The organism is Aquihabitans sp. G128, assembly GCF_019048865.1.
Lineage (GTDB): Bacteria > Actinomycetota > Acidimicrobiia > Acidimicrobiales > Iamiaceae > Aquihabitans.
Window position 1 is genome coordinate 1,995,239 of sequence record NZ_CP077604.1, and the last position, 24,722, is coordinate 2,019,960.

At 74.1% G+C, this 24,722-nt stretch carries 23 protein-coding genes and 1 pseudogene; 6 read left to right on the forward strand and 18 right to left on the reverse strand.

Translation table 11 applies throughout. The features are described 5' to 3' along the window. Positions 1–20: 20 nt before the first annotated feature. Both KSP35_RS09495 and KSP35_RS09500 read right to left on the reverse strand, forming a co-directional pair. The gene (locus KSP35_RS09495) at positions 21–1,115 is read right to left on the reverse strand and encodes a nitronate monooxygenase family protein (protein WP_217001240.1); all 1,095 of its coding nucleotides are present in this window, start codon (positions 1,113–1,115) and stop codon (positions 21–23) included. 30 nt (positions 1,116–1,145) lie between these two features. Further along, positions 1,146–1,619, reverse strand: coding sequence for a GNAT family N-acetyltransferase (locus KSP35_RS09500; protein WP_217001241.1), 474 nt, complete (start codon positions 1,617–1,619; stop codon positions 1,146–1,148). A gap of 53 nt (positions 1,620–1,672) precedes the next feature. On the opposite strand from KSP35_RS09500, the gene KSP35_RS09505 reads away from it, so the two are divergent. Continuing rightward, the gene (locus KSP35_RS09505) at positions 1,673–2,122 is read left to right on the forward strand and encodes a DUF3291 domain-containing protein (RefSeq protein ID WP_217001243.1); all 450 of its coding nucleotides are present in this window, start codon (positions 1,673–1,675) and stop codon (positions 2,120–2,122) included. A gap of 12 nt (positions 2,123–2,134) precedes the next feature. Here the strand turns inward: KSP35_RS09505 and KSP35_RS09510 are convergent, their stop codons facing one another. From KSP35_RS09510 to KSP35_RS09525, 4 genes are all read right to left on the reverse strand, one after another. Further along, on the reverse strand, positions 2,135–2,920 hold the full coding sequence (locus KSP35_RS09510) for a CoA-transferase subunit beta (RefSeq protein WP_254127067.1): 786 nt from the start codon (positions 2,918–2,920) through the stop codon (positions 2,135–2,137). Further along, the gene (locus KSP35_RS09515) at positions 2,917–3,840 is read right to left on the reverse strand and encodes a CoA transferase subunit A (RefSeq protein ID WP_217001245.1); all 924 of its coding nucleotides are present in this window, start codon (positions 3,838–3,840) and stop codon (positions 2,917–2,919) included. The genes KSP35_RS09510 and KSP35_RS09515 overlap by 4 nt, the downstream gene beginning before the upstream one ends. After that, positions 3,837–4,598: an enoyl-CoA hydratase family protein gene (locus tag KSP35_RS09520; protein ID WP_217001247.1), complete on the reverse strand. Its 762-nt coding sequence runs from the start codon at positions 4,596–4,598 to the stop codon at positions 3,837–3,839. The genes KSP35_RS09515 and KSP35_RS09520 overlap by 4 nt, the downstream gene beginning before the upstream one ends. Positions 4,599–5,021: 423 nt before the next feature. After that, the gene (locus KSP35_RS09525; protein WP_217001249.1) at positions 5,022–7,070 is read right to left on the reverse strand and encodes an ATP-dependent DNA helicase; all 2,049 of its coding nucleotides are present in this window, start codon (positions 7,068–7,070) and stop codon (positions 5,022–5,024) included. Between the two features lie 243 nt (positions 7,071–7,313). Here KSP35_RS09525 and KSP35_RS09530 point away from each other — a divergent pair, with 243 nt between their 5' ends. The 3 genes from KSP35_RS09530 to KSP35_RS09540 all read left to right on the forward strand — a co-directional run bounded on the left by KSP35_RS09530 (position 7,314) and on the right by KSP35_RS09540 (position 9,747). Then, positions 7,314–8,510 (forward strand): ammonium transporter, encoded by a 1,197-nt coding sequence (locus tag KSP35_RS09530; RefSeq protein ID WP_254127068.1) that lies wholly within the window; start codon positions 7,314–7,316, stop codon positions 8,508–8,510. A gap of 11 nt (positions 8,511–8,521) precedes the next feature. Next, positions 8,522–8,860, forward strand: a complete 339-nt coding sequence (locus KSP35_RS09535; protein WP_217001253.1) for a P-II family nitrogen regulator — start codon at positions 8,522–8,524, stop codon at positions 8,858–8,860. Positions 8,861–9,042: 182 nt separating this feature from the next. Further along, positions 9,043–9,747, forward strand: a complete 705-nt coding sequence (locus KSP35_RS09540; protein WP_217001255.1) for an SDR family oxidoreductase — start codon at positions 9,043–9,045, stop codon at positions 9,745–9,747. A 109-nt stretch (positions 9,748–9,856) separates the two neighbouring features. On the opposite strand, the gene KSP35_RS09545 is transcribed toward KSP35_RS09540, so the two are convergent. The 3 genes from KSP35_RS09545 to KSP35_RS09555 all read right to left on the reverse strand — a co-directional run bounded on the left by KSP35_RS09545 (position 9,857) and on the right by KSP35_RS09555 (position 11,355). Next, entirely contained in the window at positions 9,857–10,246 is a 390-nt protein-coding gene (locus tag KSP35_RS09545; RefSeq protein WP_217001257.1) for an SEA domain-containing protein, read from the reverse strand. A gap of 244 nt (positions 10,247–10,490) precedes the next feature. Continuing rightward, positions 10,491–10,832 carry a P-II family nitrogen regulator gene (locus KSP35_RS09550; RefSeq protein ID WP_217001258.1) on the reverse strand — a complete coding sequence of 114 codons (342 nt, stop codon included), beginning with the start codon at positions 10,830–10,832 and terminating at the stop codon, positions 10,491–10,493. Positions 10,833–10,842: 10 nt separating this feature from the next. After that, positions 10,843–11,355, reverse strand: a complete 513-nt coding sequence (locus KSP35_RS09555; protein ID WP_217001260.1) for a winged helix-turn-helix domain-containing protein — start codon at positions 11,353–11,355, stop codon at positions 10,843–10,845. Between the two features lie 205 nt (positions 11,356–11,560). On the opposite strand from KSP35_RS09555, the gene KSP35_RS09560 reads away from it, so the two are divergent. Continuing rightward, a complete protein-coding gene (locus KSP35_RS09560) occupies positions 11,561–12,028 on the forward strand; it encodes a Zn-ribbon domain-containing OB-fold protein (protein WP_217001262.1) in 468 nt (155 codons plus the stop codon). Then, the gene (locus KSP35_RS09565) at positions 12,028–13,227 is read left to right on the forward strand and encodes a lipid-transfer protein (RefSeq protein ID WP_254127069.1); all 1,200 of its coding nucleotides are present in this window, start codon (positions 12,028–12,030) and stop codon (positions 13,225–13,227) included. The genes KSP35_RS09560 and KSP35_RS09565 overlap by 1 nt, the downstream gene beginning before the upstream one ends. A gap of 204 nt (positions 13,228–13,431) precedes the next feature. Here the strand turns inward: KSP35_RS09565 and KSP35_RS09570 are convergent, their stop codons facing one another. The 9 genes and pseudogenes from KSP35_RS09570 to KSP35_RS09610 all read right to left on the reverse strand — a co-directional run bounded on the left by KSP35_RS09570 (position 13,432) and on the right by KSP35_RS09610 (position 24,608). Continuing rightward, positions 13,432–15,111, reverse strand: coding sequence for a hypothetical protein (locus KSP35_RS09570; protein WP_217001264.1), 1,680 nt, complete (start codon positions 15,109–15,111; stop codon positions 13,432–13,434). 318 nt (positions 15,112–15,429) lie between these two features. Further along, complete coding sequence (locus tag KSP35_RS09575; protein ID WP_217001265.1) at positions 15,430–17,130, reverse strand: SCO7613 C-terminal domain-containing membrane protein; 1,701 nt, start codon at positions 17,128–17,130, stop codon at positions 15,430–15,432. Between the two features lie 49 nt (positions 17,131–17,179). Continuing rightward, positions 17,180–18,187 carry a hypothetical protein gene (locus KSP35_RS09580; protein ID WP_217001266.1) on the reverse strand — a complete coding sequence of 336 codons (1,008 nt, stop codon included), beginning with the start codon at positions 18,185–18,187 and terminating at the stop codon, positions 17,180–17,182. 81 nt (positions 18,188–18,268) lie between these two features. Continuing rightward, complete coding sequence (locus tag KSP35_RS09585) at positions 18,269–18,730, reverse strand: MaoC family dehydratase (RefSeq protein ID WP_217001267.1); 462 nt, start codon at positions 18,728–18,730, stop codon at positions 18,269–18,271. Positions 18,731–18,740: 10 nt separating this feature from the next. Continuing rightward, positions 18,741–19,527: pseudogene (locus tag KSP35_RS25760) on the reverse strand (SDR family oxidoreductase). A 10-nt stretch (positions 19,528–19,537) separates the two neighbouring features. Beyond that, positions 19,538–20,746, reverse strand: coding sequence for an acyl-CoA dehydrogenase family protein (locus KSP35_RS09595; protein WP_217001269.1), 1,209 nt, complete (start codon positions 20,744–20,746; stop codon positions 19,538–19,540). 31 nt (positions 20,747–20,777) lie between these two features. Next, the gene (locus tag KSP35_RS09600) at positions 20,778–21,851 is read right to left on the reverse strand and encodes a GNAT family N-acetyltransferase (protein WP_217001271.1); all 1,074 of its coding nucleotides are present in this window, start codon (positions 21,849–21,851) and stop codon (positions 20,778–20,780) included. A 229-nt stretch (positions 21,852–22,080) separates the two neighbouring features. Further along, complete coding sequence (locus KSP35_RS09605) at positions 22,081–22,983, reverse strand: DUF1996 domain-containing protein (protein ID WP_217001273.1); 903 nt, start codon at positions 22,981–22,983, stop codon at positions 22,081–22,083. Next, a complete protein-coding gene (locus KSP35_RS09610; protein ID WP_217001275.1) occupies positions 22,983–24,608 on the reverse strand; it encodes a right-handed parallel beta-helix repeat-containing protein in 1,626 nt (541 codons plus the stop codon). The genes KSP35_RS09605 and KSP35_RS09610 overlap by 1 nt, the downstream gene beginning before the upstream one ends. Between the last annotated feature and the right edge of the window lie 114 nt (positions 24,609–24,722).

The window sequence follows — 24,722 nt, forward strand, 5'->3', positions numbered from 1 at the left end:
CAGCAGGCCAGCCGAGCGGGTCAGCCGCGGGTGCGGCCGAGGCGGGTGAGGGTGGCACGGGCGTCGGCCACGATCCCCTCCACCAGCTCCGCGACGCTGGGCAGCTCGCCGATCACGCCCGTGACCTGGCCGGTGGGCAGCACGCCCACCGAGGGGTCGCCGTCGACGAGCGCGGTCTTGATGAGCATCGGTGCGTTGGCGGCCATGGCCAGCTGGGCCCAGCTGAGGTCCTGGCTCTTGCGCATGGCGAGGCCCTCCTGCACCAGCTCCTTGAGCGGCGTGCCCGTCTGCTTGCGGAAGGCCAGCGCCCGGCGGAGGGCGGCGGGGAGCTTGAGCACGGTGGGTGCCTTCTCCAGGCCGTCGATCATCTCGGTGCGGATCACGCGCTGCGGGGCGCCGTCGAGCGCGGTGGTGACCACCGTGTCGAACACCGAGGCGGCGGTGTAGCGGGCCTTGATGTCGTCGGGCACCCGGCTCTCGGCGGTGAGCAGGAAGCGGGTCCCCATGGCGATGCCGTCGGCGCCGTAGGCCAGCGCCGCCACCAGGCCGGCGCCGGAGTGGAAGCCGCCGGCGCCCAGCACCGGGATGGCCTCGCCCACCGCGTCGACCACCTGGGGCAGCAGGAGCGAGGTGGGCACCGTGCCCGTGTGGCCCCCGCCCTCGCCGCCCTGGGCGATGACGCCGTCGACGCCCCACTCGAGCATCTTCTCGGCGTGGCGCCGCGCCCCGACCGTGGGCACCACCACGGCGCCGGCGTCGTGCACCAGCTTGATGGCGTCCTTGGTGGGCGCGCCGGCGAAGGACACCAGCTTCACGCCCTGGCCGGTGACGAACTGGAGCCGCTCGATGAGGTCGGGCTGGTCGGCGCGGAAGTTCACGCCGAACGGGGCGTCGGTGCGCTCCTTCACGCCGGCCACCGCCGCCTTGAGCTGGTCGGGGGTCATGGTGACCGCCGCCAGGATGCCGAAGCCGCCGGCCGCGCTGGTGGCGGCGGTCAGGTTGGCGCCCGACACCCAGCCCATGCCGGTCTGCACGATCGGGTACCGGCAACCCACCAGGTCGCAGAACCGGGTGCGGAGCGGATCGGAGCCGGTTTCTGATGGGTCGTCAGACATGGCGGCAGCGTAGGGCGCCCGCCCGCCGGCTCAGAAGCTCAGGCCGAAGAGCCGGTCGTTGCCGTCGCCGCGCAGTGCGCCGTAGGACTCGTAGAGCGCCACGGCGGCATGGTTGGCCTCGTTGGTGATGACGAAGCCCCGGTCGATCCCGAGCTTGCGGGCCTCGCCGGCGAAGGCCTGCATGAGCAGCATGCCGACGCCCGTCTGGCGGTGGTCGAGGTCGACGCCGACCTCGTAGAGGCACATGTGGTGCAGCCGGGTGTGGCGGCGGCTGAGCACCCCGCCGTAGATGAAGCCGGCGATGTGGTTGGTGGCCATGTCGATGGCCACGATGCAGACGGTGTGGGGGTCGCTGACGAACTGCGAGGCCTCGTCGCTGCCCAGCGGGGCCTGCCACTCGGCCTCGGAGCCGTCACCGAACCGGGCGTTGCCCTTGGCGAGGGTGCCGAGCACCCACTCGTCGCCGGAACGGAGCCGGTGCATCCGGTACTGATCGCTGACCACGGCCGGGATCGTAGGCCAGGGACCTCGGCCCGAGGCCGGTACGATCCGCGCCCATGTCGCACCAGGTCGCCCAGGTGAACATCGCTCGGCTCGTCGCCCCGATGGACTCCGCCCAGCTGGCCGACTTCGCAGCCGGCCTCGACCCGATCAACGCCCTCGCCGAAGCCAGCCCCGGCTTCGTGTGGCGCTTCCAGGACGAGCACGGCAACGCCACCGAGGTCCGGCCCTACGACGACGACCAGATCATCATCAACCTGGGGGTGTGGGAGTCGGTCGAGGCCCTCCACGCCTTCACCTACCGGAGCGATCACCAGGACTTCCTGCGCCGCCGCCGTGAGTTCTTCACCCCGGCGCCAGGCGCCGCGGTCGCGCTCTGGTGGGTCCCCACCGGCCACCGGCCCGACCCCGCCGAGGCCAGGGCCCGCCTGGACCACCTGACCGAGCACGGGCCGACCCCGCGGGCCTTCACCTTCCGCGAGCGCTTTCCCGCCCCGGTCGAGTAGTCGCCGGCCCGGTCAGGCCGGGTCGGGGACCTCCTTGAAGCGGGTGCCCGCGGGGTCGATGACCTCGCTCAGGAGGCGCAGCTCCTCGGGCGACGGCAGCCGGCTGGTGGGCACGTCCTCGGGGATGGCCAGCTCGAAGCCGGTGGCCTCGACGACCTCGTCGATGGTGACCCCGGGATGCAGCGAGCGCACCCGCATGCGGTGGTCCGGGGTCTCGAAGTCGAACACGCCGAGGTTCGACACCACGCGCCGGATCTCGTGGAAGCGCGCCGCCACCGGGCCGAGCTCGGCGGCGCGGTCGTAGCCGATGCCGGTGACGACGTCGACCTTCGGCACGAACACCCGGGGCCCGTGGGCGGCCACGAAGTACGAGGTGGTGTCGTTGATGGTGTTGCCCGGTGCGCCCCGGAAGCCCAGCAGCTGGGTCTTGGGCTGGGTGGGCGTCCCGCCCAGGCCGGCGATGTTCTGGTTGCCGTGCTGGTCGACCTGGGTGGCGCCCATCATCACGTGGCGGCGCCCGCTCCACACGACGTCGAACATGCGGCGGTAGGGGTTCCACGTCTCGATGATGCGGTCGCCCTTGGCCGGGGTGGCCTCGTCGTTGGCGATGAGGCCGGCCTCGCCGTCGGTCATCAGCAGGTCGGGCTCCCAGGTGGCCCGGGCCAGGCGGCCGCCGATCATGGCGATGGTGCCGATGGGGTTGGCGAGGATCTCGCCGTCGCCCCGGAAGGTGTCGGCGACCGCCACCGCGCACACGTCGGCTCGGCGGACCAGGTCGGTCAGGTCGGTGGCGCTCACGATGCGGCCTCCTCGGTGGGGCGGGCGGCCAGGGCGGCCTGGTACTCGGCCTCGGTGGCGAAGGACAGCCAGTCGCTGCGGAACGCGTCCCACAGGGCGGGGTCCTTGGCGGTGCCGAGGTAGGTCTTCTGGAACGCCTCGTCGCGCCCGTAGTCGGGGTCGCACGAGGTGGGGTGGGCGCCGTTGGGCGCCTCGACCAGGCCGTCGACGAACAGGCGGCTCACCCGGAGGCGGGTCACGTCGCCGGCGGCGGCCGCCAGCTCGCCCGACGGCACCAGCCGTTCGGCCGAGACGAAGCGCTGCGCGGCGGCCTCGAGCAGCAGGTCGTCGAAGTAGAGGTCCGGGCCGGTGAAGGCGGCGTTGCCGCGGTCGTCGGCCACGTTCAGGTGCACCAGCGCGGCGTCGAGGTGGATGGCGGGCTGGGCGATCAGCTCCTCGCCCTCGCCGCCGTCGGGGCCGGGGTACGGCGAGCGCACGGTCTTGAGGCTGGGGTCGACCAGCGTGAGGTCCGAGCCCAGGCCCACGCGGGTGGGCAGGAACGGCACCCGCCAGGCCGCGGCCTGGAGCCCGAGCAGGAGCATGCCCTCGTCGAGCTCGGTGCACTGGAGCTTCCCGCTCTGGCGGGCGGCCCGGAAGTGGGGCTCCAGCACGGCGGCCGGGCCCACGTCGGGCGCCACGAAGGCGAAGGTCAGCTTGGCCAGCTTGCCGGCGGCGGCCAGCATGCCGACCTCGGGACCGCCGTAGGTGACCACGTGCAGGTCGGTGAGGTCGCTGCGCAGGATGGCCCGCACCAGCGACATCGGCTTGCGCCGGCTCCCCCACCCGCCGATGCCGATGGTCGACCCGGACGACAGGCGGGCGACCACCTCGTCCTCGGTCAGGCGCTTGTCCCGAGGCTGCGGGAAGGTCTCGTCGCTCACTGGCTCACATCCGTGTCTCGCTTGGCGACGAAGGCGTCGCGGTGCTCGTCGGCCACGCCCGACAGGTTCAGCTCGAAGGTGAAGCCCTGCTCGAACCGGTAGCTCCTCTTCACGTCCCAGAGGTCGATGCCGTTCAGGGACTCCTTGGCCGCCCGGATGACCGTGGGCGACTTGGCGGCGATCTGCTCGGCCACCCGGAGGGCGGCGGCCCGCAGGTCGGCCTGGGGCACGACCTCGAGCACCGAGCCGAAGGCGTGGAGCTCCTGCGCCGTGGCGGTGGCCGACGTGTAGACCATCGCCCGCATCTTGTGCTGTGGCACCAGGCGGGACAGGTGGGTGGCGGCGCCGAGCGCACCACGGTCGACCTCTGGGAGGCCGAAGGTGGCGTCGTCGGCGGCCACGATCACATCGGCGTTGCCGATGAGCCCGATGCCCCCGCCCACGCAGAACCCGTTGACCGCGGCGATGACCGGGACCTTGCACTCGTAGACCGCGGCGAACGCCTCGTAGCAGCCGCGGTTGGCACCGATCAGGGCGGTGTAGCCCTCGGTGGCCTGCATCTCCTTGATGTCGACCCCGGCGTTGAAGCCCTTGCCCTCGGCCCGCAGCACCACGACGCGCACGTCGGCCTGCTCGCCGAGCGACCGCACGACGCGGGCCAGATCGAACCACCCGGCCACGTTCAGCGCGTTCACCGGCGGGTTGTCCATCACCACCTCGGCGATGCCGCGCTCGTCCACGTTCGACGTGATCCCCATGCCCCAGCGACTTTCTGATAGGTCGTCAGATTCTGCGGCGCCACCGTAGCCGCCCACCCTCCCACCCCTCCCAGCCACCACCCCCTCCCCCGCCTCGACTGCCCCCGCCGCGCCCACCTCGACCGCCCCTCGCCCTCGCCCCGTCGGCCCCTTCACTTCCTGGAACTTCGGGTCCCAGACCGGCGCGCGAGGGCCGTGGACCCAAAGTTCGCCGAAGCACCGCCCACCCCCTCGAACTTTGGGTCCCAGACCGGCGCGCACGGGCCGTGGACCCAAAGTTCCCCGAGGCACCGCCCAACCCTTCGAACTTTGGGTCCCAGACCGGCGCGCACGGGCCGTGGACCCAAAGTTCGGTCGGGGGGGTGGGGCGGTGGGGCGGTGGGGCGGGCGAGGCGTGAGGCGGGATCGCTCGGCGGGTGGGGGTCAGCGGCCGAGGGCGAGGGCGGCGGCGTCGAGGCGGCCGAGGGCACCGACGACCTTGGCCTGGTCGGTGGTCGACCAGAGCGGAGGGATGGTGCGCAGGAGCAGGTCCCGGTAGCCGGCGGTGGCCAGGCGGCGGTCGAGCACGGCCACCACGCCGCGGTCCTCCACCGAGCGGATGAGGCGGCCCACGCCCTGGGCCAGGGTGACCGCGGCGGCTGGGAGCTGCACCTCGACGAAGCCGTTGGCGCCTCGGGCCTCGGCCAGCTCGATGCGGGCCTGGAGCACGGGGTCGTCTGGCCGGCCGAAGGGGATGCGGTCGATCACCACCAGCGTGCACTGCTCGCCGTGGAGGTCGAGCCCGGTCCAGAAGCTCGTGGTGGCGCACAGCACCGACCGCGGCGTGGCCCGGAAGCGCTCCACCAGGGCTGTCCGGCTCCCCTCGCCCTGGCACTGCACGGCGAGGTCGGTGTGGTCGCGCAGGTGCGCCGCTGCGGCGCGAGCCGCCGCCCACGAGGTGAACAGGGCGAGGGTGCGGCCGCCGGCGGCCTGGGCCAGCACGGCCAGCTCCTCGCGCGCCGCCGGTTCGAAGGCCTCGCGCGCCTTCGACGGGTCGGGCAGGTGGCGGGCGGTGTAGAGGATGCCCTGGCGGGCGTGGTCGAAGGGCGTCTCGACGGCCAGCCCGGTGTGCTCGGGGACGGTTCCGGCCGCACCCGTCTCGAGGTCGCCCGGCCCCCGCAGGAACAGCCCCAGCCGCCGGGCCGGGAGGTCGAAGCGGCCCCCGATGGCGAGCGTCGCCGAGGTGGCCACCACCGTGACGTGCGGGTACAGGTGCGAGGCCAGCACCGGGGCGACGTCGATGCGGGCGAAGCAGAACCGGGGCCACTCGCTGGTGCCGTCGACCCAGGAGGCGCACCCGAGCTCGCCGGCGTGCTCGAACACGTCGTCGAGGTCGGCGGCCAGGGACCGCACGGCCATGGCGGCCTGGGCGCGCACCGCCTTGTCCCGCGGCCGGTTCCGGCTGGGGTCGGCGACCGCGAGCCCGGCGAGGAGCCGGGCGGCCACCAGCGCCACCGAGCGCAGGCCCGAGGCGAGGTCGCCCTCGGCCACGTCGACCCGTCGGCCCACCAGCTCGCGGCACCCGGCGTCGAGCTGCTTGGCCGCGGTGCGCAGGTCCTCCACCAGGGGCGCCGGGGCGCCGGCCGCCCGGCAGCGGCTGGCGACGGCGTGGAGGCGACCGGCGCCGACCGTGCGGGTCAGCGCCGAGACGAAGGTGGCCTCCAGCTCGTGGGCCTCGTCGAAGACGACCGCACCGTGGCCCGGCAGCACCCGCCGCTCGGCGGCGAGGTGGGCGGCGTACAGGTGGGTGTTGACCACGACGACGTCGGCCTCGGCGGCGCGGGACCTGGCCGCCTCGGCGAAGCAGGTGTCGCCGAGGTCGCACGACGCAGCGCCGGGGCACTCGCCCGGCCCGAGCGAGACCTTGGCCCACGTCTCGTCGCTGCACGCCTCGAGCTCGGACCGGTCGCCGGTCTCGGTCTCCTCGGCCCAGGCGAACACCTCGGCCAGGTCGTCGTCGGCGGCGCCGGCCCCGAACAGGGCGGCAGCAGGTTCGTCGACCTCGGCCACGCGGGCCCGGCAGAGGTAGTTCGACCGGCCCTTGAGCAGGGCGAAGGTGAACGGCGCCCCTGCCTCGGCCAGGTGCGTCGCCACGAAGGGCAGGTCGACCTCGACCAGCTGCTCCTGCAGGGCCTTGGTGGCGGTGGAGATGACGACGCGGGCGCCGTGGTCCTCCTCGCCGTCGTCGGCGCCCGCCGGGGCGTCGCGCCGGAGGCGGAGCGCAGCGAGGGCGGCCGGCACGGCGTAGGCGAGGGACTTGCCGGTGCCGGTGGGCGCCTCCACGAGCAGGTGGCGACCGGTCCGCAGGGCGTCGTCGACCGCGGCGCACATGTCGACCTGGCCCTGCCGCGACGACCCGCCGGCCTTGGCGGCGACCAGCGCCGCGAGCAGGTCGACCGCCGGGGCGTCGAGGTCGGTGGGCGTGGTGGCCATGGGGCCGTCCATCGTTGCCCACCCGCGAGGCCGGCCGGTGGACCGGTGCCGTCGGTGCCCAGCCGCCGCCCGGCCGGCGGAGCGAGGGTGCCGGCCTTGGTGTCAGGTTTTCGTCAGGTTGCCTTGCGGCAACGGCGCCCCCGCCGAAACAGGCCCGAAACACCGTTCGCCCAACCTTTCGCCGCAACGACAGACCGACGAAGGAGACCTCTGCAGATGGATACCGGTGACGCAGCGTGGGTGATGGTTTCGGCCGCCCTGGTGCTGTTCATGACCCCAGGGTTGGCCCTGTTCTACGGAGGCATGGATCGGACGAAGAACGTCCTGAACATGCTGATGATGAACTTCTGGTGCCTGCTCATCGTCCCCGTGGTGTGGGTCGTCGTGGGCTACTCGCTCTCGGGCCAGAACCCGGCGGACTTCGACAACAAGTTCCTCGGCAGCCTCGACTTCATCGGCCTGAAGGGCATGGGCATCGGCGGCGAGGACGGCGGCGCGCTGCTCATCACCATGGTCTTCCTGGGGATGTTCGCCGTCATCACGCCGGCGCTGATCTCGGGCGCCGTGGCCGACCGCATGAAGTTCTCGGCCTGGGCGATCTTCGTCCCGGTCTGGCTCCTGCTCGTCTTCGTCCCGGTGTTCAAGTGGGTCTACGGCGGCTGGCTCGGCTCCCGCGGCTCGCAGGACTTCGCCGGCGGCACCGCCATCCACGTCAACGCCGGCATCGCCGCCCTCGCCATGGTCCTGGTGATCGGCAAGCGCAAGGGCTGGCCCCAGGAGGGCCACCCGCCCCACAACATGCCCATGGTCATGCTCGGCACCGGCATCCTCTGGTTCGGCTGGTTCGGCTTCAACGCCGGCTCCGCGCTCGGCGCCTCCGGCACCGCCATCCAGGCCTTCCTCAACACCTTCGTGGCTGCGGCGGCCGCCGGCCTGGCCTGGGCGGTCACCGAGAAGCTGCGTGACGGGCACTTCACCAACCTCGGTGCCGCCTCCGGCATCGTGGCCGGCCTCGTGGCCATCACCCCCGGCGCCGGGTTCGTCTCCGGCATGTCGCCGCTCTACATCGGCCTCATCGCCGGCGTGGTGTGCTGCTTCGCCGTCGGCCTGAAGACCAAGTTCGGCTACGACGACGCCCTCGACGTGGTGGGCGTCCACATGGTCGGCGGCCTCGTCGGGTCGCTGCTCATCGGCTTCTTCTCCAGCCCCGACTACTTCGGCACCGAGAACAAGGCCGGCCTCTTCGAGGGCGGCGGCCTCGGGCTCCTGGGCGAGCAGGCCCTGGCCAACGGGGCGACGCTCATCTACTCGTTCGTCGTCACCACCCTCATCGCCCTGGCCCTCAAGCACACCATCGGCATCCGGGTGGATGACGAGACCGAGCAGAACGGCCTCGACCTGGCCGAGCACGCCGAGACCGCCTACCACGGCACGAACTGAGGAGACGCACCATGAAGCTGATCACCACCATCATCAAGCCGTTCAAGCTCGACGACGTGAAGGCGGCCCTCAAGGACGCCGGCGTCCAGGGCATCACCGTCACCGAGGTCCAGGGCTTCGGCCGACAGGCCGGCCACACCGAGGTGTACCGGGGCACGGAGTACACCATCGACTTCGTGCCGAAGGTGAAGCTCGAGGTGCTGGCCGACGACGCCGACGCCGACCGGATCATCGGCGTCATCGTCGAGACCGCCCGCACCGGCAAGATCGGTGACGGCAAGGTCTGGGTCACCGATGCCGGCCACATCGTGCGCATCCGCACCGGCGAGCTCGACAGCGACGCCATCTGACCCGCTGGACCGGTCCGGCCCACACCCGGACCGCCAGCAGCCCCGGTGCCCGGCCCGCGTGGGCCGGGCACCGGCGCGCCCGTGGCACCATGCGCCCATGCAGCGAGCAGCGAGCCTCCCGTCGTGACCCTGGCCGTCGACCTCACCGGCTGCGTCGCCCTGGTCACCGGGGGGGGCGCGGCGTGGGCCGGGGCATCACCGACCGGCTCCGCGCCGCCGGGGCCACCGTCGCGGTGTGCGGCCGCTCCACGCCCGAGCCGGGGGCCCTGCCCGACGACGTCGCCTTCTTCGCCGCCGACGTGCGCGACCCCGATGCCGCCGCCGCCCTGGTGGCGGCGGTGGTCGAGCGCTTCGGCCGGCTCGACCTGGTGGTCAACAACGCCGGCGGTTCGCCCGGCACCGACGCCGCCACCGCCTCGCCGCGCTTCAGCGAGAAGGTCCTCTCGCTCAACCTCACCTCGGCGCTGCACGTGAGCCAGGCCGCCAACGCCGTCATGCAGGCCCAGGACGGTGGCGGGTCCATCGTCAACATCGCCAGCCTCTCGGGCCTGCGCCCCTCCCCCGGCACCGCCGTCTACGGCGCCGCCAAGGCCGGGCTCATCAACCTGACCACCAGCCTGGCCATGGAGTGGGCGCCGAAGGTGCGGGTCAACGCCGTCTCCGCCGGGGCGGTCCGCACGGAGCTGTTCGAGGACTACTACGGCGGGCCAGAGGGCGCGGCGGCCGTCGACGCCTCGGTCCCGCTCGGCCGGGTGGCCGACCCCGCCGACGTCGGCAACGCCGTGGCCTTCCTGGCCAGCGACCTCGCCGCCATGGTGAGCGGCGCCAACCTCGTGGTCCACGGCGGCGGCGAGCACCTCGCCGTCCACCAGCACCAGCAGGGCTGACCCGACCCGCTCCCCGTCGTCGCCGTCGCCCGCGCCACCTACGTCGAAGTGGGTTGGGTTCGGCTGCCAGGACGACCAGATCCCAACCCGGTACGACGGGGGCGGCGGGTCAGTCGGTTGCGGTGAGGCGCTCGAGGTCGACGGCCTGGTCGAGGGGCGCCACCAGGTCCTGGAGGGCGTGGGTGATGGCCTCGTTCCGCTCGGGGCCGCAGCTGCCGAGGGCGCGGTGGAAGTCCCTGCTCCCCGACGAGATCGCCACCGACAGCGACGTGCCGCCCGGGCACGGCTCCACCGGCGTGGGCTCGCCGATCGCTGCGAGGTCGTGGTCGAGCCCGGCCACGAAGTCCTGCCAGACCTCGGTGGGAACGGTGCTGCGCTCGTCGTGGACGACGGTGCCGTAGGAGTCGACCACCACGTGGGCCTCGCCACCCTCGACGGTGAGCACGTAGCTGCGGTGGTACTGGGGCGGCACCGACGAGTCCTGGAACTCGACCCGCACGCTGGTCTTCGCCGGGTCGAACGACTCCTTGGGCGCCGGGTGGACGGCGGGGTCCGCCGCCGAGATCCCGCAGCCCGCCGCCGCGAGGGCGACGAGGACAGCGAGCGCGAGCGGCAGCAGCCGGGGGCGGGCGGGGCGGGGGGGACCGACGCGTGATCTGCATGGGTCTTCCGACGGCCCGGCGGTCCACCCGGTTCCCCGGCGCCGCACCGACCCCGACCGGCCCGCGACCCGGCTCGTCGGGTCAGAGCGCCTCGGGACCCTGCTCGCCGGTGCGGATGCGGGTGATGCCCTCGGTGTCGGTGACCCAGATCTTGCCGTCGCCGATCACCCCGGTGCGGGCCGCTTCGGTGATGGCCGCGATCGCCGGCTCGAGCTGCTCGTCGGAGACCACCACGTCGAGCTTCACCTTGGGCAGCAGGTCGATGGTGTACTCGGCGCCGCGGTAGGTCTCGGTGTGGCCGCCCTGGCGGCCGAAGCCGCGGACCTCGCTGGCCGTGATGCCGTTGATGCCGAGGTCGAGCAGCGCCTCCTTCACGTCCTCCACCCGGTGCGGCTTCACCACCGCGGAGACCTGGTGGAGCACGAGGGCGGTCTCAGGCGCCGACGGAGAGGTCGACGGTGCCCTCTTCGAGCAGGTAGCCGCGGCTGCGGACCGTGCGGATGGCGAGCCCGAGCGGCGCGAGCCGGCGGCGCAGGCGGACGATGTGGACGTCGAGCACGTTGCGGCCGGGGATGCCCTCGGGCCAGCCGGCCCGGGCCAGGGCGTCGCGGCTGACGACGGCGCGGTAGCGGTCGAGCAGCACGACCATGAGGCGGTGCTCCACCGGCGGGAGCGACACCCAGCGGCCGCTCACCCGGAGCAGGCCGTTCTCGTCGAGGTCGGGCACCCGGGACTCCTGCACGCCGCTGGCGCGGTCGGTGAGGACCCGCACCCGCGAGCGGATGTCGTCGTCGGGCGCCGGGAGGCGGATCCAGTCCTCCAGCACGTCGGAGGTGAGCGGCGGCGCGAGGCCCTCGGGCACCAGCACGAGTCGGGGCACCTCGTCTCGGCGGAGCTGCGACAGCCGCTGTTCCTCGCTCGGCCACTGGACCAGCTCCACCTTCATGGCGGTGACCGTAGGGACGGAACGTTTCGCACGTGTTTCGCCTGGGTGAAGCGCCGCCGCCGGTCGTCCGCACGTCCGCCAGCGAGCCGCAGGAGGGCGACCGCAGGCACCGGCCGCCGGGCCATCGCCCCGGTCCGCCGCTTTGCCGCCCGGCCCGGTTTCTGACGTACCATCAGAAACGACATCGACCAGCTCGGGAGCAGGCATGAGCACGAGGACGCGAGTACCCGCACTGGGCGCGGAGGGCTGGTTCACGCCCGATGCCGAGGAGCCCACGCTGCTGGGCCAGCGCTGCACCACCTGCGGCACCTACGCCTTCCCCCAGGCCGCGTTCGGCTGTCCGAACCCGGCCTGCGCCGGCACCGACATGGAGACCGTGCCGCTGTCGCGCCGGGGCAAGGTGTGGAGCTACACCGACGCCCGGTACCAGCCCCCGCCGCCCTACGTCGTGCCCACCGACGAGCACGTGCCGTTCGCCATCGCCGCCGTGGAGCTGGCCGACGAGGGCCTGGTGGTCATGGGCCAGCTCGTCCCCGGCGTCTCGGTCGACGACCTCTCGGTCGGCCAGGAGGTGGAGCTCGTCGTCGACGTGCTCTTCTCCGACGACGACACCGACCACCTGATCTGGAAGTGGCAGCCGGTCACCTCCGCCACCACCGGAGGAGCGAGCTGATGGCCGCCAACGAGGTCGCCGTGCTCGGCGTCGGCATGCACCCCTGGGGCAAGTGGGGTCGCAACTTCGTGGAGTACGGCGTGGCTGCCGCCCGCGACGCCCTGCGCGACGCCGGCATCCCGTGGTCCGACGTGCAGTTCGTCTCCGGGGCCGACACCATGCGCAACGGCTACCCGGGCTACGTCTCGGGCGCGACGTTCGCCCAGGCGCTCGGCTGGAACGGCGCCCGCGTGGCGTCCTCGTACGCCGCGTGCGCCTCGGGCGTCACCGCCATCGAGGCGGCCCGCACCCGGATCCTGGCCGGGCTCTGCGACGTCGCGCTGGTCGTCGGCGCCGACACCACGCCCAAGGGGTTCCTGGCCCCCAACGCCGGCGACCGCCCGAACGACCCCGACTGGCTGCGCTTCCGCCTGGTCGGCGCCACCAACCCCACCTACTTCGCCCTGGCCGCCCGTCGCCGCATGGACCTGCACGGCGCCACCAGCCAGGACTTCGCCAAGGTCAAGGTCAAGAACGCCACCAACGGCCTGGCCAACCCGAACGCCCGCTTCCAGAAGGCGGTGACGGTCGACGACGTCCTGGCCAGCCCGATGGTGGCCGACCCGCTGCACCTGCTGGAGATCTGCGCCACGTCCGACGGCGGCGCCGCCCTGGTCCTGTGCTCGCTGGAGTACGCCAAGCGCCACGCCGCCACCGCCGGCTCGGTGGTGCGGGTGGCCGCGGTGTCGACGGTGACGCCGACGTACCCCAACACCATCATCGACCTGCCCGACATGGCCACCGACTCCTCGGCCGTGGTGGCGGCGCCCGAACACCGGTTCAAGGCGTCCATCGCCCACGCCGCCTACGAGGAGGCCGGCATCGGCCCCGAGGACCTCTCGCTGGCCGAGGTCTACGACCTCTCCACCGCCCTCGAGCTCGACTGGTACGAGGACATCGGCCTGTGCAAGGTCGGTGAGGCCGAGCGCCTGCTCAACGACGGCGACACCCAGATCGGGGGCCGCATCCCGGTGAACCCCAGCGGCGGCCTGGCCTGCTTCGGCGAGGCCGTCCCCGCCCAGGCCATCGCCCAGGTCTGCGAGGTCACCTGGCAGCTCCGCGGCCAGGCCGCCGGCCGCCAGGTCGAGGGCGCCACCTCGGGCATCACCGCCAACCAGGGCCTCTTCGGCCACGGCTCCTCGGTGCTGCTCACCCGCTAGGTCAGTAGCGCCGCTCGGGCACCTCGCGGTCGGGGTGGTCGAGCTGGATGTGGAACTGCAGCTCCTTGAGGTTCGTGAACCTCAGCTCGCAGAACGGGCACTGGTGGACGTCGCTCATCTCCGGATCCTCGCGCCCCGAGGCCGCCGCGTGCCGGTCGCGTCGACGACCGCCGTGGACCCGGAGGCACGTCGTGCTCGCTCCGATCAGCAGGAGGAACGCGAGAGCAGCAGGTCGCTGGCGGGGTCGCCACCGACGGGCCGCGGTCGGGGCAGGCGCCACACCTCGGTCCCGAGGCCCTCGGCCCACGCCTCGACGTCGGCCGACAGCGCCGCCGGCAGCGGTTCGGGGGTGGAGACCCGACCGAGCTGGACGAGGCCGGCGACCACCGACGGCGGCAGGTCGAGGACGCGGTCCGGCTCGGCCAGCACCTCGGCGACGCACAGCTCCGGGACGAGGCCGTCGGCCAGCGCCGGCAGGTCCACCCCGGCATCGGCGCCCAACGAGATGGGACCGTTCGCCCGCAGCCAGGCCACCACCGCAGCCAGCCGTCGGGCCCGGGCCGCCGCACCGGGACGGGCGGGCACCCGAGCCACCCGCACCGAGCCCGGCACGCCGATCGCCTCGCCGCGCGTCACGACCAAGACCTCGTCGGTGTCCGGCAGCGGGTTGCGGGTGAAGGTGACCGGACGGTCCCGGTCCTCCAGCCGCACCGCGAGGGCGGGCGAGACCGTGTCGCTCCACAGGCCCCGGTTGGCCAGCACGGTGGCTCGGCCGGGCCGGATGGCCGAGGCGACGGGGCCCACGAGCCGGTACGACGCCTCCATGGCCTCGTCGTTCAGCGTGCCGGCGGGGCGGATCCAGCTGCCAGCGACCACCAAGGCCAGGCTCAGGACCGAGCCCACCACCGCCGTGGCCACGCGAGCCCTCGGCCGTGCGGCGAACGAGGTCGGCAGGCCGACCAGCACCAGCACCGCCACCAGGAAGAACAGGTCCGTGCGGATCCACAGGAGGTGCCAGCTGGTGGCGTCGCTGTCGGGAAGGCTGGCCCCCGCCGCCCCCGCCGCCAGGAAGGTGGCGGCAGCCACGGCGAGGACGCCGCCGAACCGCTCCAGGTGCGCCCGCCGCCAAGCCAGCAGGCCGACCACCACGGCGATCCCGACGAGCGAGCCCGCCCCGAGGCGCTGCAGCTCCGAGCTGGCCAGCAGCTCCGCCGTCGAGAGCTGCGGCGGCACCGACAGGAGCGTGCCCCAGGCCTGGCTGGCGCCCGACCAGCCGCGGCTGGGGATGGAGGCGGTCAGGACCTTCCCGAGGTTGCCCGACCCGCGCAGCTGGTCGTAGGCGACCGGGGCCCAGAGGGCCAGGGCGATCGCGCTCGCTCCCACGGCCGGTGCCACGGCGGCCGACGCCGGGCGCCGGGCCGCCCGACCTCGCCACCAGCCAGCGAGGGGCGCGACCAGGAGCACCGGCACGAGCGGGATGGCGTAGACGGCCTCGGTCTGGCCCACGAAGGTGGCCAGCACCACCAGCGGCGGCAGGGCCCGCCAGTCGGCCTCGGCGACGGCGGCGCTCAGGGCGAGGCAGGCGAACATCGGCACCACGCAGACGTAGGTGATGTTGACGCTGGCCAGGAACCCCGGGATGGCAAGGGCCCCGACCGCTGCGGCGGCACCGAGGAAGACGGCGGCGCCACGGAAGCCGGCCACGCGGAGCCCCGCCCACCCAGCGACGGCGACCGCGACGGCGTTCAGGGCCAGCGCGAAGGCGAACCCGCCGGTGGTGGTCCCGAGCACGGCGGTGAAGGCGCCGATCGCGTAGAAGGCCATCGGCCCGGGATGCGACGAGAACGGGTTGCCGTACACGTAGGCGGTGGAGCCCTGGCCCACCAGCGGGTGGTCGCTCCAGCGCGGTCGGCGGTGAGGGCGATGGCCGCGGTGTCGCCGTAGGGCACGCGGTGGTCGTCCACCAAGCGTTGGTACTGCACCCCGGCCAGGACCACCACGAGCAGGACGAACGCCAGCAGCCACCGGCGCTGGGCTGGCGGCAGGCCGCCCAGAGACGGGCGCGGACGCGGCTCGCGCGGGTCATCGGCGATCGGCGCCGACGTCTCCTCCTCCCCAGCTCCCCCCACGGACCCCAGACTACGGAAGCCGCGCTCGCCGACGGGAGGTCGAGGCAGGCGGGCGGCCGCGGACCTCCGGCCGCTAGCGCAGCGCGGCGTAGTGGCGGCGGGCCTCGTGGAGGTCGCGGCGGCGCTGTTCGAACGTGGCGCCCAGCACCACCAGCAGGGTGCCGGCCAGGCCGAGGCTGATCCACCGCGGCACCTCGGCGGCATAGGGGGCCAGGGCCTGGAGCCCGATGAGGGCGACGGCCACCGCGCCGACGTCCACCGGCGCCCGACGACGAGCCGCCACGCCGAAGCCGAGCAGCACCGCGCCCACGGCGAGGCCGATCGCCTGGCGGGTGAGGCCCGGGTCGCCGAGGGACAGGAAGACCGTCGGGAGCAGGCCCAGCGCCAGCACCGGTCCCTCGAGCTGCCAGGAGGGCGTCCGAGCCGGCCACCCCGGCCCCTTCCGGGCCACCAGCACGACGGCGGCGGCGACCAGGAGCGCGAGCGGGCCGGTGTAGGCCTCCACGAGGACGACGCCGCCCTCGGCCAGGCGCAGCCACGCCAGCGCCACCAGCTCGCCCCCGCCGGCGAGCAACCACCCCGACCACGCCGGCCCTCGGCCCCGGCGGGTGAGGCCGACCACGACCAGGCAGGCGGCCCCGACCACGAGGGCGACGGTGAGCGGTGCGGTGTGGTCGACGCCGCCGCCGACGGTGCCCGCGGTCAGCAGCCCGAACCCGTGGGCGGCCGCGACGATCGTGCCGGCCACCGCAGCGGCGACCCCCGCCGGAGCCCAGCCCGCCGGGCTCGCCGCCGGCGGGGCGGGCAGCGTCGGATCGAGGACCGGGGCGGGCGCGGACCGGGCGAAGAGGTCGATCGGCACGGCCACGGCCAGCACGGCGCCGAGGGCGGCGGCCACGGTCGCCACCGAGGTCCAGGCCCATGCCGGCGCAGCACCGAGGGCGAACGGGCCGAGGCCGGCTTCCGCCACCAGCCCCAGGGCCACCAGGGCTGCCCCCGGACCGGCCAGGCCGTCCCTCCCGGTCTGCACCGCATCGAGCACCGCTGCGCCGCCGATCAGGACCGCCGCGGCGAGGGCCACGAGGGTCAGGGGTGCGGTGGCCGACGACCAGGCACCGCCCAGCGCCAGCACGGCGAACGATGCCGCTGGGAGCGCCACCCGCTCGCCGGTGGCGCGGACGGCACCCGCCAGCGCCGCAGCGACGCCCAGGCAGCAGATCACCATCACGACGACCGGGGCGTCGGCGAGAGCCGGCAGGGTGACTGCGAGGAGGGCGGCGAGGCCGAGCCCGAGCGCCCCCAGGCGACGCCGGATCGCAGCGTCGCGGACCGCTGCCGCGCCGGGCAGCAGCGACGCGACGACAGCCGCGGCCAGGGCGAGCGCTCCGGCCACGACGGCGGGAACGGCAGGGGCGGTCAGCCCCCAGCGGTCGATCCGACCGTGGTCGGCCGCCGCGCCGTGCCAGGCGCCGTCGACCGGGAACGCCGCCACCACCGCCGCCCGGACGGCGTCGAGCACCGGCAACGAGGCCACCCCGGCCGCGCACCACGCCACCGCCCGCACCGGTTCCGCCCGTCCGGCCAGCAGCCGAGGCGCGGCCGCCAGCACCCCGGCGGACACGAGCCCCAGGAGCGGCCACCACGCCGCATCCGGCACCGCGCCGAAGGCCACGCGCCCGACGGCGACCAGGCCCAGCAGGGTGGCCGTGCCGGCGGCGACGTCGGCGGGCCCGCGCTCGTCCCACCAGCGGCGCGCCACCAGCGCGGCGACCACGGTGGTGAGGGCGAGGGCCCCCGCGCCGCCGAGGCGGACCGTGACGGTGTCACGCTCGAAGCTGCCCCCCCAGGGCGAGGAGCGCGGCCGCCACGCCGGCGCTCACCCCGCCGACGGCCCACACTGCGCCCTGCGACGTGCCCCGCTCCGCCCACGCGGGGAGGCCGAGCACGGCCAGCGCCTGGAGGGCGATGACCGTCGCCATCACCAGCGGCGACGCCGGCGACAGCAGGACCCACACCGGCAGGCCCACCTGCACCAACGTGACCCCCAGCAGCTGGGGGCTCCGCACGCCCACCTTGCGGCCGAACGCCACCGCGGCGGCGCCGATCACCACGATCGCGGCCGGCCACCACGTCCACGACACCCAGGTCGACCAGGTGCGCTCGTCGCTCGCCGGGAGGTCGGCGGTGATGCGGACGGCCTGGGCCACCAGCGGGCCGAGCACGACCGTGAGCACGCCGAGCGCCTCGGCCGTGCCCACCAGCCCCCGACGCGCCGAGCGGTCGGTGGCGAAGGCGACGCCGCCGGTCAGGCCGACCAGCAGCAGGCCCTGGCCCACCGCCCCGATCCGCGACCACGACACCGCAGCGAAGACCAGCGCCGCCACCACCAGCAGGGCCGTGCCCAGGCCGAGCAGGAGCGACGACGTGTCCGGCCCGGGACCGGGCACGGCGGCCGCCGGCGAGCGTCCTCCCGGGTACGGCGGCGGCGTCCACGGGGAGGCCGGAGCCGGAGCGGCGCCGGGAGCCCAGGTCCCGGCCGGCGGGGCGGCCGGCTGCGGGCCGAAGGCGCTCTGCCACCCGGGCGCCACAGCTCCTCCCGGCGTCGCGGTCGTGGTGGCCTCGGCCGAGGCCGGGTCGGCGTGCTGCCGCAGCCCGTCGACCACGGCGACGCGCCGGACCGACAGGCGGTGGAGGTCGGCGTCGATGCGCCACAGCTCGTCGCCGGCGCTCCCGGCCAGGTCGGCCCCGCAGCGCCCGCACCGGGCGGCGGCCAGCGTGGCGTCGCAGACCGGGCAGCGGAGGCGGTCGGGAGCGGGGAACGGACGCAGCATGCCCGCCAGCCTCCACCGCAGGGTGCCGCCCGTCACTGGGTGGTGGCCCCCAGCGCCCCCTGGGGGGTGCCGGGCAGGCCGTCAGGCCAGGTAGCGGCTCAGGCTCTCCACCACGCAGACCGGCTTGTCGCTGCCCTCGCGCTCGACGGTGATGACCATGGTGGTGTCGATGCCGCCGGCCACGTCGTCGACCGCCACCAGCTCGACCCCCGCCCGCAGCCGGGAGCCCACCGGCACCGGGGCGGGGAAGCGGATCTTGCCCGTGCCCCGGTTCACGCCCAGCGAGATGCCCTGCACGTCGACCACCTGGGGCAGGAACAGGTTGGTGAGCGCCAGGGTGAGGTAGCCGTGGGCGATCGGGCCGCCGAAGGGCGACTCGGCGGTGGCCCGCTCGACGTCGACGTGGATCCACTGCTGGTCCCCGGTGGCGTCGGCGAAGGTCTGCACCTGCTCCTGGGTGACGGTGGTCCACTCGCTGTGGCCCAGGTGTCGGCCCACCGCGGCCCGCACCTCGTCGATCCCGTCGAACACCGTCTGTGCCATCGCTGCCTCCTCAGGCCCGCTGGGAGCTGACCGGCACGACCTCGCCGGTCATGTAGCTCGAGTAGTCGCTGGCCAGGAACACCATCACGTTGGCGATCTCCCACGGCTCGGCGTAGCGGCCGAAGGCCTCCCGCTCGGTCAGCTCGGCGAGCAGCTCGTCGGTGGTGACCTTCGCCAGGAACGGGTGCATGGCGATGCTGGGCGCCACCGCGTTGGACGCGGATGCCGGCGGGCGCGGCCTCGATGGCGGCGCAGCGGGTGAGGGCCATGACGCCGGCCTTGGCTGCGGCATAGTGGGCCTGCTCGGCCTGCGCCCGCCAGCCCAGCACCGAGGCGTTGTTGACGATGACGCCGCCCTGGCCCCGCTCGGTCATGTGCCGCAGCACCGCCCGGGTGCAGCGGAAGGTGCCGTTGAGCGTGACGTCGAGGACGGTGGACCACTGCTCGTCGGTCATGTCGACGATGCGGGCCGAGCCGCCGAGGCCGGCGTTGTTGATCATCACGTCGATGCCGCCCAGCCCGGCGACGGCCGCGGCCACGAGGCCCTGGACGTCGTCCTCGCTGGTGACGTTGCAGACCTGCGTCTGGGGGCGGGTGCCGGTCTCCTCGGCGAGGCGGTCGGCGGTCTCGCCGAGGCGGCGCTCGTGGAAGTCGGAGATGAGGACCTCGGCGCCCTCCTCGATGGCCTTGCGGGCGACGGCCGAGCCGATGCCGGTGCCGGCGGCGGCGGTGATGACCACCGTCTTGCCGGTGAGCAGGCCGTGGCCGGGGACGTAGTCGGGAACGGGAGCGGGCAACGGGGGTCCTCTACTTCGGGGCGATCTTGGGCTCGGGCGGGAGGCCCAGGGCGCGCTCGCCGATGATGTTGCGCTGGATCTGGTTGGACCCGGCGTAGATGGTGTCGGAGCGGGTGAACAGGAACAGCCGCTGCAGGGCGGTCAGCTCGTAGCCGTCGCCGGGCACGACCGCCTGGTCGGCCAGGGTGGCCACCGGGCCCAGCACGTCCATGGCCAGCTCGCCGAGGCTGCGGTGCCAGTTGGCCCAGTAGAGCTTGGTGATCATGGTGGCCGGGGGCGGGGCGCCGCCGTCGGGACCGGAGAGCACCCGCAGGGTGTTCCACCGCATGATCTCGAGGCCGGCGTGGGCCTGGGCCAGGCGCTGGCGGATGCTCGGGTCGTCGATGCGGCCGTTGCCGCGAGCGACGGTGACGATGTCGTCGAGCTCGTTGCGGAAGTGCATCTGCTGGCCGAGCGTCGACGCGCCCCGCTCGAAGGCCAGGGTGCCCATGGCCACCTTCCAGCCGTTGTTCACGCCGCCCACCAGGTCGACGCCCTTGGCCAGGGCACCCTCGAAGAACACCTCGTTGAACTCGCTGGTGCCGGTGACCTGGCGGATCGGGCGGATCTCCACGCCCTCCTGCTGCAGGGGCATGAGGAAGTACGAGATGCCCCGGTGCTTGGGCTGGGCGTCGCGGTCGGTGCGGGCCAGCACGAACACCCAGTCGGACCAGTGGGCCAGCGAGGTCCAGACCTTCTGGCCGGTGATGCGCCAGTCGTCGCCGTCGGGCTCGGCCCGGGTGGCGACGTTGGCCAGGTCGGACCCGGCGTTGGGCTCGCTGTAGCCCTGGGCCCAGAGGTCGGTGCCGGCGACGATGCCGGGGAGGAAGCGCTCCTGCTGGTCGGCGGAGCCGAAGGCCATGATCGTGGGCCCGGCCAGGCCCTCGCCGATGTGGCCGAGGCGACCGGGGCCGCCGGCCCGGGCGTACTCCTCGAACCAGATCACCTGCTGGTGGAGGCTCAGGCCCCGACCGCCGTGCTCCTTCGGCCACCCGACGCAGTTCCAGCCGCTGGCCCCGAGGTGGTGCTCCCACGCCAGCCGCTCGTCGAAGAGGGCGTGCTCGTCACCGGGACCGCCGCGGCCCTTGACGCCGGCGAAGTCGCCGTCGAGCTGCTCGGTCAGCCACGCCCGGGCCTCGGCCCGGAACGCCTCGTCCTCGTCCGAGAAGCGCAGATCCATGCGGGCGAGCGTACAGCCACCTGACGATCCGTCAGAAACCCGCGGCACCCCCTGGCGAGCCGTCGACGTCACGCCAGAACACCCGGGCCTGGGCCTTGCGGGACGCGTCGTAGCCCGCCCACTTCGCCGGGGGCACGGCGTCGTGGCCGACCTCGGTGAAGCCCTTGCGGGCAAAGAACGCGGCGGCGTCGGCCGAGACCGTGACGGCGAAGACGGCGCGCAGCCCGAGGGCGGCGGCGTGCTCGGCCAGCCCGTCGACCAGGAGGCCGCCGGCGCCGGCGCCGGAGAAGCGGCTGACGGTGTAGAGCGACGCCACCTCGCCGAGGCCCTCGGCGGCGTAGGCCGAGACGTCGAGGCCCACCAGCCCGGCCAGGTGCCCGCTGCTCTGGACCCGTGCCCCGAGGCCCGTGACCGCGAGGCGGGCGACGTCGAGCCGGCTCCGCGGGCGCAGGAGCCCGTCGGCCACGCCCTGGGCCACCAGCTCCTCGACCGCCGGCAGGTCATCGACCCGCAGCGGGTCGAGGCGGAGGTAGTCGCCGCTGGTGAACAGCGAGCCCACCCCGTCGAAGGTGAACAGCTCCTCGTCCACCTGCTCCGGCGGGCAGAGGTTCACGCTGGTGACGCCACCGGCCAGCGCGGTCCGCACCGCCGCCACCACCGCCCCGCCCTGGCGGTCGGCGAGGGCGGCCTCGAAGCCCCGCTCGGGGTCGTGGACGTCGACGAAGCTCTTGGCCGGGCTGCCCCAGCCGCCGCCCGGGTCGGTGAGCACCAGCTTCAGCGCCCGTAGCGCAGCGGCCAGGTCGGCGCCCACCAGCGACTCGGTGCCGGCAGGCACCTCCACCACCACCTCGCTGCGGTCGGTGATGGCCAGCCACAGCTGCGCCATCCAGTCCGGGTCGTCGCCGCTGCCCGCCCCCTCGGCCGAGCCGACGAGCACCACGGGCGTCGACGGCAGCGCCGCGGCCAGGCCGGCGCGGTCGCCACCGATCACGTCGGCCGCCGTCCCGACCACCAGGACCAGGCGGGCGCCACCCCCGGCCAGGGCGGCGGCCGCCCGCCGGATGGAGGCGATGGTCTCGGGCTCCGGCTCGGCCAGGGCCAGCACGATCGTGGCGCCGGCGAACTCGGCGACGTAGAACGCGCTCCTCCGCCGGCACCAGGTCGGCGACGGGGGGGCAGGTCCAGGGGCAGGGGCTCGGCGGCGCTCACGGCGCCGCCAACGCTAGGGCCGCAGCCGAGGCGCTCGGGTCATCGGTTCCGACGGCCGGGCCAGACGAGCGACCCGCCAGCCGATCCGCCGTACGCCGGTCAGCGGTCGTGCCGCGGTCCGGCGCTCAGCCGATGGTGCAGTTGGCCATGGCTCGGATGCAGAGGTCGGTCTGGTGCTCGAGGCGCGCCGGGTCCCACGCGTTGAGCACGTCGCCGTGGGAGCCTTCCCAGCCTCCCGAGGCCAGGGTCAGGTCCCCGGCCCGGGGCGAGGCCGCCACCGAGGTGGGCTCCCACACCGGGTACTGGACCGACAGCTGCACCTGGAGGATCGGGACCGGGTGCGAGGCCGGGCACCGCCCCCGGGTGCTGCGGGCCAGGTGCGACCGGTGGTCCGCGCTGGCCACGTGCTCGCCGTCCCAGCAGTCGGGGAACACCAGGCGGAGGGTGACCGGCGAGGCCACCGTGCAGTTGCCGGGCGGGACGTGGTGGAGCCGCTTGGGGCGGAGGCCGCACCCCCACCCGACCTGGTCGACGTCAGGCCAGTCCCCGGCCATGCGGTGCATGTCGCCCTGGATCATCTCGAGGCCGGGCGGCAGGGCCTGCACCTCGGTGACATCGGCGCCCGGGGCGGCGCGGTAGTAGGCCCGCACGAACGTCGGGCGCACCTTGGTGGGCCCGTCGAACAGGGCGGGCACCCAGTAGGACGCGGTGTCCTCCTGGTCCTCGCACGACGTCGGCCCGCCGCGCAGGTTGGCCGCCGTGCTTGCCGCGTCGGTGCCCTCGGCGCCGAAGAAGTCGTGCAGGTGGGAGCGGCCCGGCTGGTCCGGGTAGACGATCGGGTCGTCCGGGGCGCTGTGGCTCAACGTGCAGTCGACGGTGAACAGCGCCGAGTCGATCGTCGCGGCGATGTGCGGGCCCCGCCGGACCGCGCCGGGCTCCCCGCCCGCTTCGCCCACCGGACGGCCGTCGCCGCAGGCCGCCACGCCGAGCACCAGCCCGGCGAGCGCGACCCACGGCGCCAGCCGCATCAGCGGGGGGCGTCCGGCACGGTGATGGCGGCCAGGTCGATCTTCTCCGGCAGGCCGACGGCCGGCTTGCCCGGCGCGGTGGCCGCCTTCGGCATCTGCGGCTGCGGCGGCACCGGGGGCAGCACCGTCTTCTCGTAGGGCACCGACGCCGGCTTGCCGTCGTTCACCGCCAGCTTCACCACGTTGAAGGCGCCGGCCTTGAAGTTGCCCGTGCCCTTGCCGGTGCAGGGGATGACGGCTTCGAGGTCCTTGGGGGCGCTGGTGGCGAAGGTGTTGCCCTCGAAGCAGTTGTCGCCGCCCTCGGCGTTGTCGAAGTCGTGGAAGAAGGCGAGGTCGCCCAGGCCCGATCCCGACACCACGTTCCCGCGGACCACGTTCCCGGTGGCCTCCCACGTGTACTCGTCGTTCTCCGGGTACGTGATGACCACGATCCCGCCCAGGGTGTGGTCGTAGACCCGGTTCCTCTCGATCGTGTCGTTGATGCCGCCGGCGACGAGGATGCCGTTGCCCATGGCGGTGATCGAGATGTCGATGGCCGGGGTCTTGCCGTTGTTGTTGCCGTACACCAGGTTGCCGACGATCGTGTTGTCGTCCTGCGGGGCGTTGGGCTCGTAGGAGCCGCTGTTGGGCACGATGCCGGCCCGGTTGTAGCGCCAGGTCGAGTTGGCGATCACCAGGTTCCCGCCGGCGTTGGTCCCGGAGTAGCCCAAGCCGTTCCACTCGGAGGTCACGTCGGTGATCAGCGCGTCGCACGGCTGGCAGCCGCCGATGTAGAAGCCGGCGTCGGGGCTGCCCGACGCGTACGAGTGGTCGAACTGCCCCTTCGTCGACTCGAACGCGTAGACGCCGTAGTCGCCGTTGCGGACGGCGGTCAGGTACGAGCCGCGGTAGCCCTCCACGCCGGTCCAGAAGAAGCCGTTCTTGGTGTAGTTCTGCGCGGTCAGGTTCTCGATGGCCACGCCCTTGGCCTTCACGATCTTGAAGCCGTTGGCCAGCTTCAGGCCGCCGTCGAGCACCACCTTCTCGCGGTCGAGGCCGCGGATGGTCAGGTACGGCTTCGTCTCGGGGACGTCGACCGCCTCCCGGTAGGTCCCCGGCGAGATCAGGACGAGGTCCCCGGGCTGGGCGGCGTCGACGGCCTTCTGGATGGTGGGGTAGTCGGCGGGCACCCGCACGGTGCCGCCGCTGGCCTCCGCGGCGACGTCGACGCTGGGGTCGGCCACGGGCGGCGGTGCCTTGACGCTGCCCACCAGCACCCGGCCCTTCATGCCGCCCGTCTTCGAGCCGTGGAGGCTGCAGTAGTACTCATAGACGCCCTCGGTGGGGAAGGCGTGCGAGTAGTGGTCGCCGGGCCGGAACCGTTGGGCGGTGGCGCCCCAGTCGGCCCCCTTCGCCACCGGCACGATGTTGTGGTCGTTGCGGCCGTCGTTGGCCCAGGACACCGTGCCGCCGACGTCGATGCGGATGTCGGCGCCGTCGTCGCCGAACACGTTGTCGAGCGCCACGACCTCGGTGGCCTTGGCCAGCGTGGCGCCGCCGCCGAGCTGGCGGAGGTCGGGGTCGGCGCCGCACGCGCCGGCCAGGATCAGCACCACCGCCGCGGTGGCGAACACGGACTTGCGCATGGGTCGTCCCCCTTGTGGCCCACCCCGCGGCGGTGCCGGACGGCCGCATCCTGCCACACGGAACCGAGCGATCACTCCGAACGGGTGACGCGACGGACCGCGCGACCGAGGCCC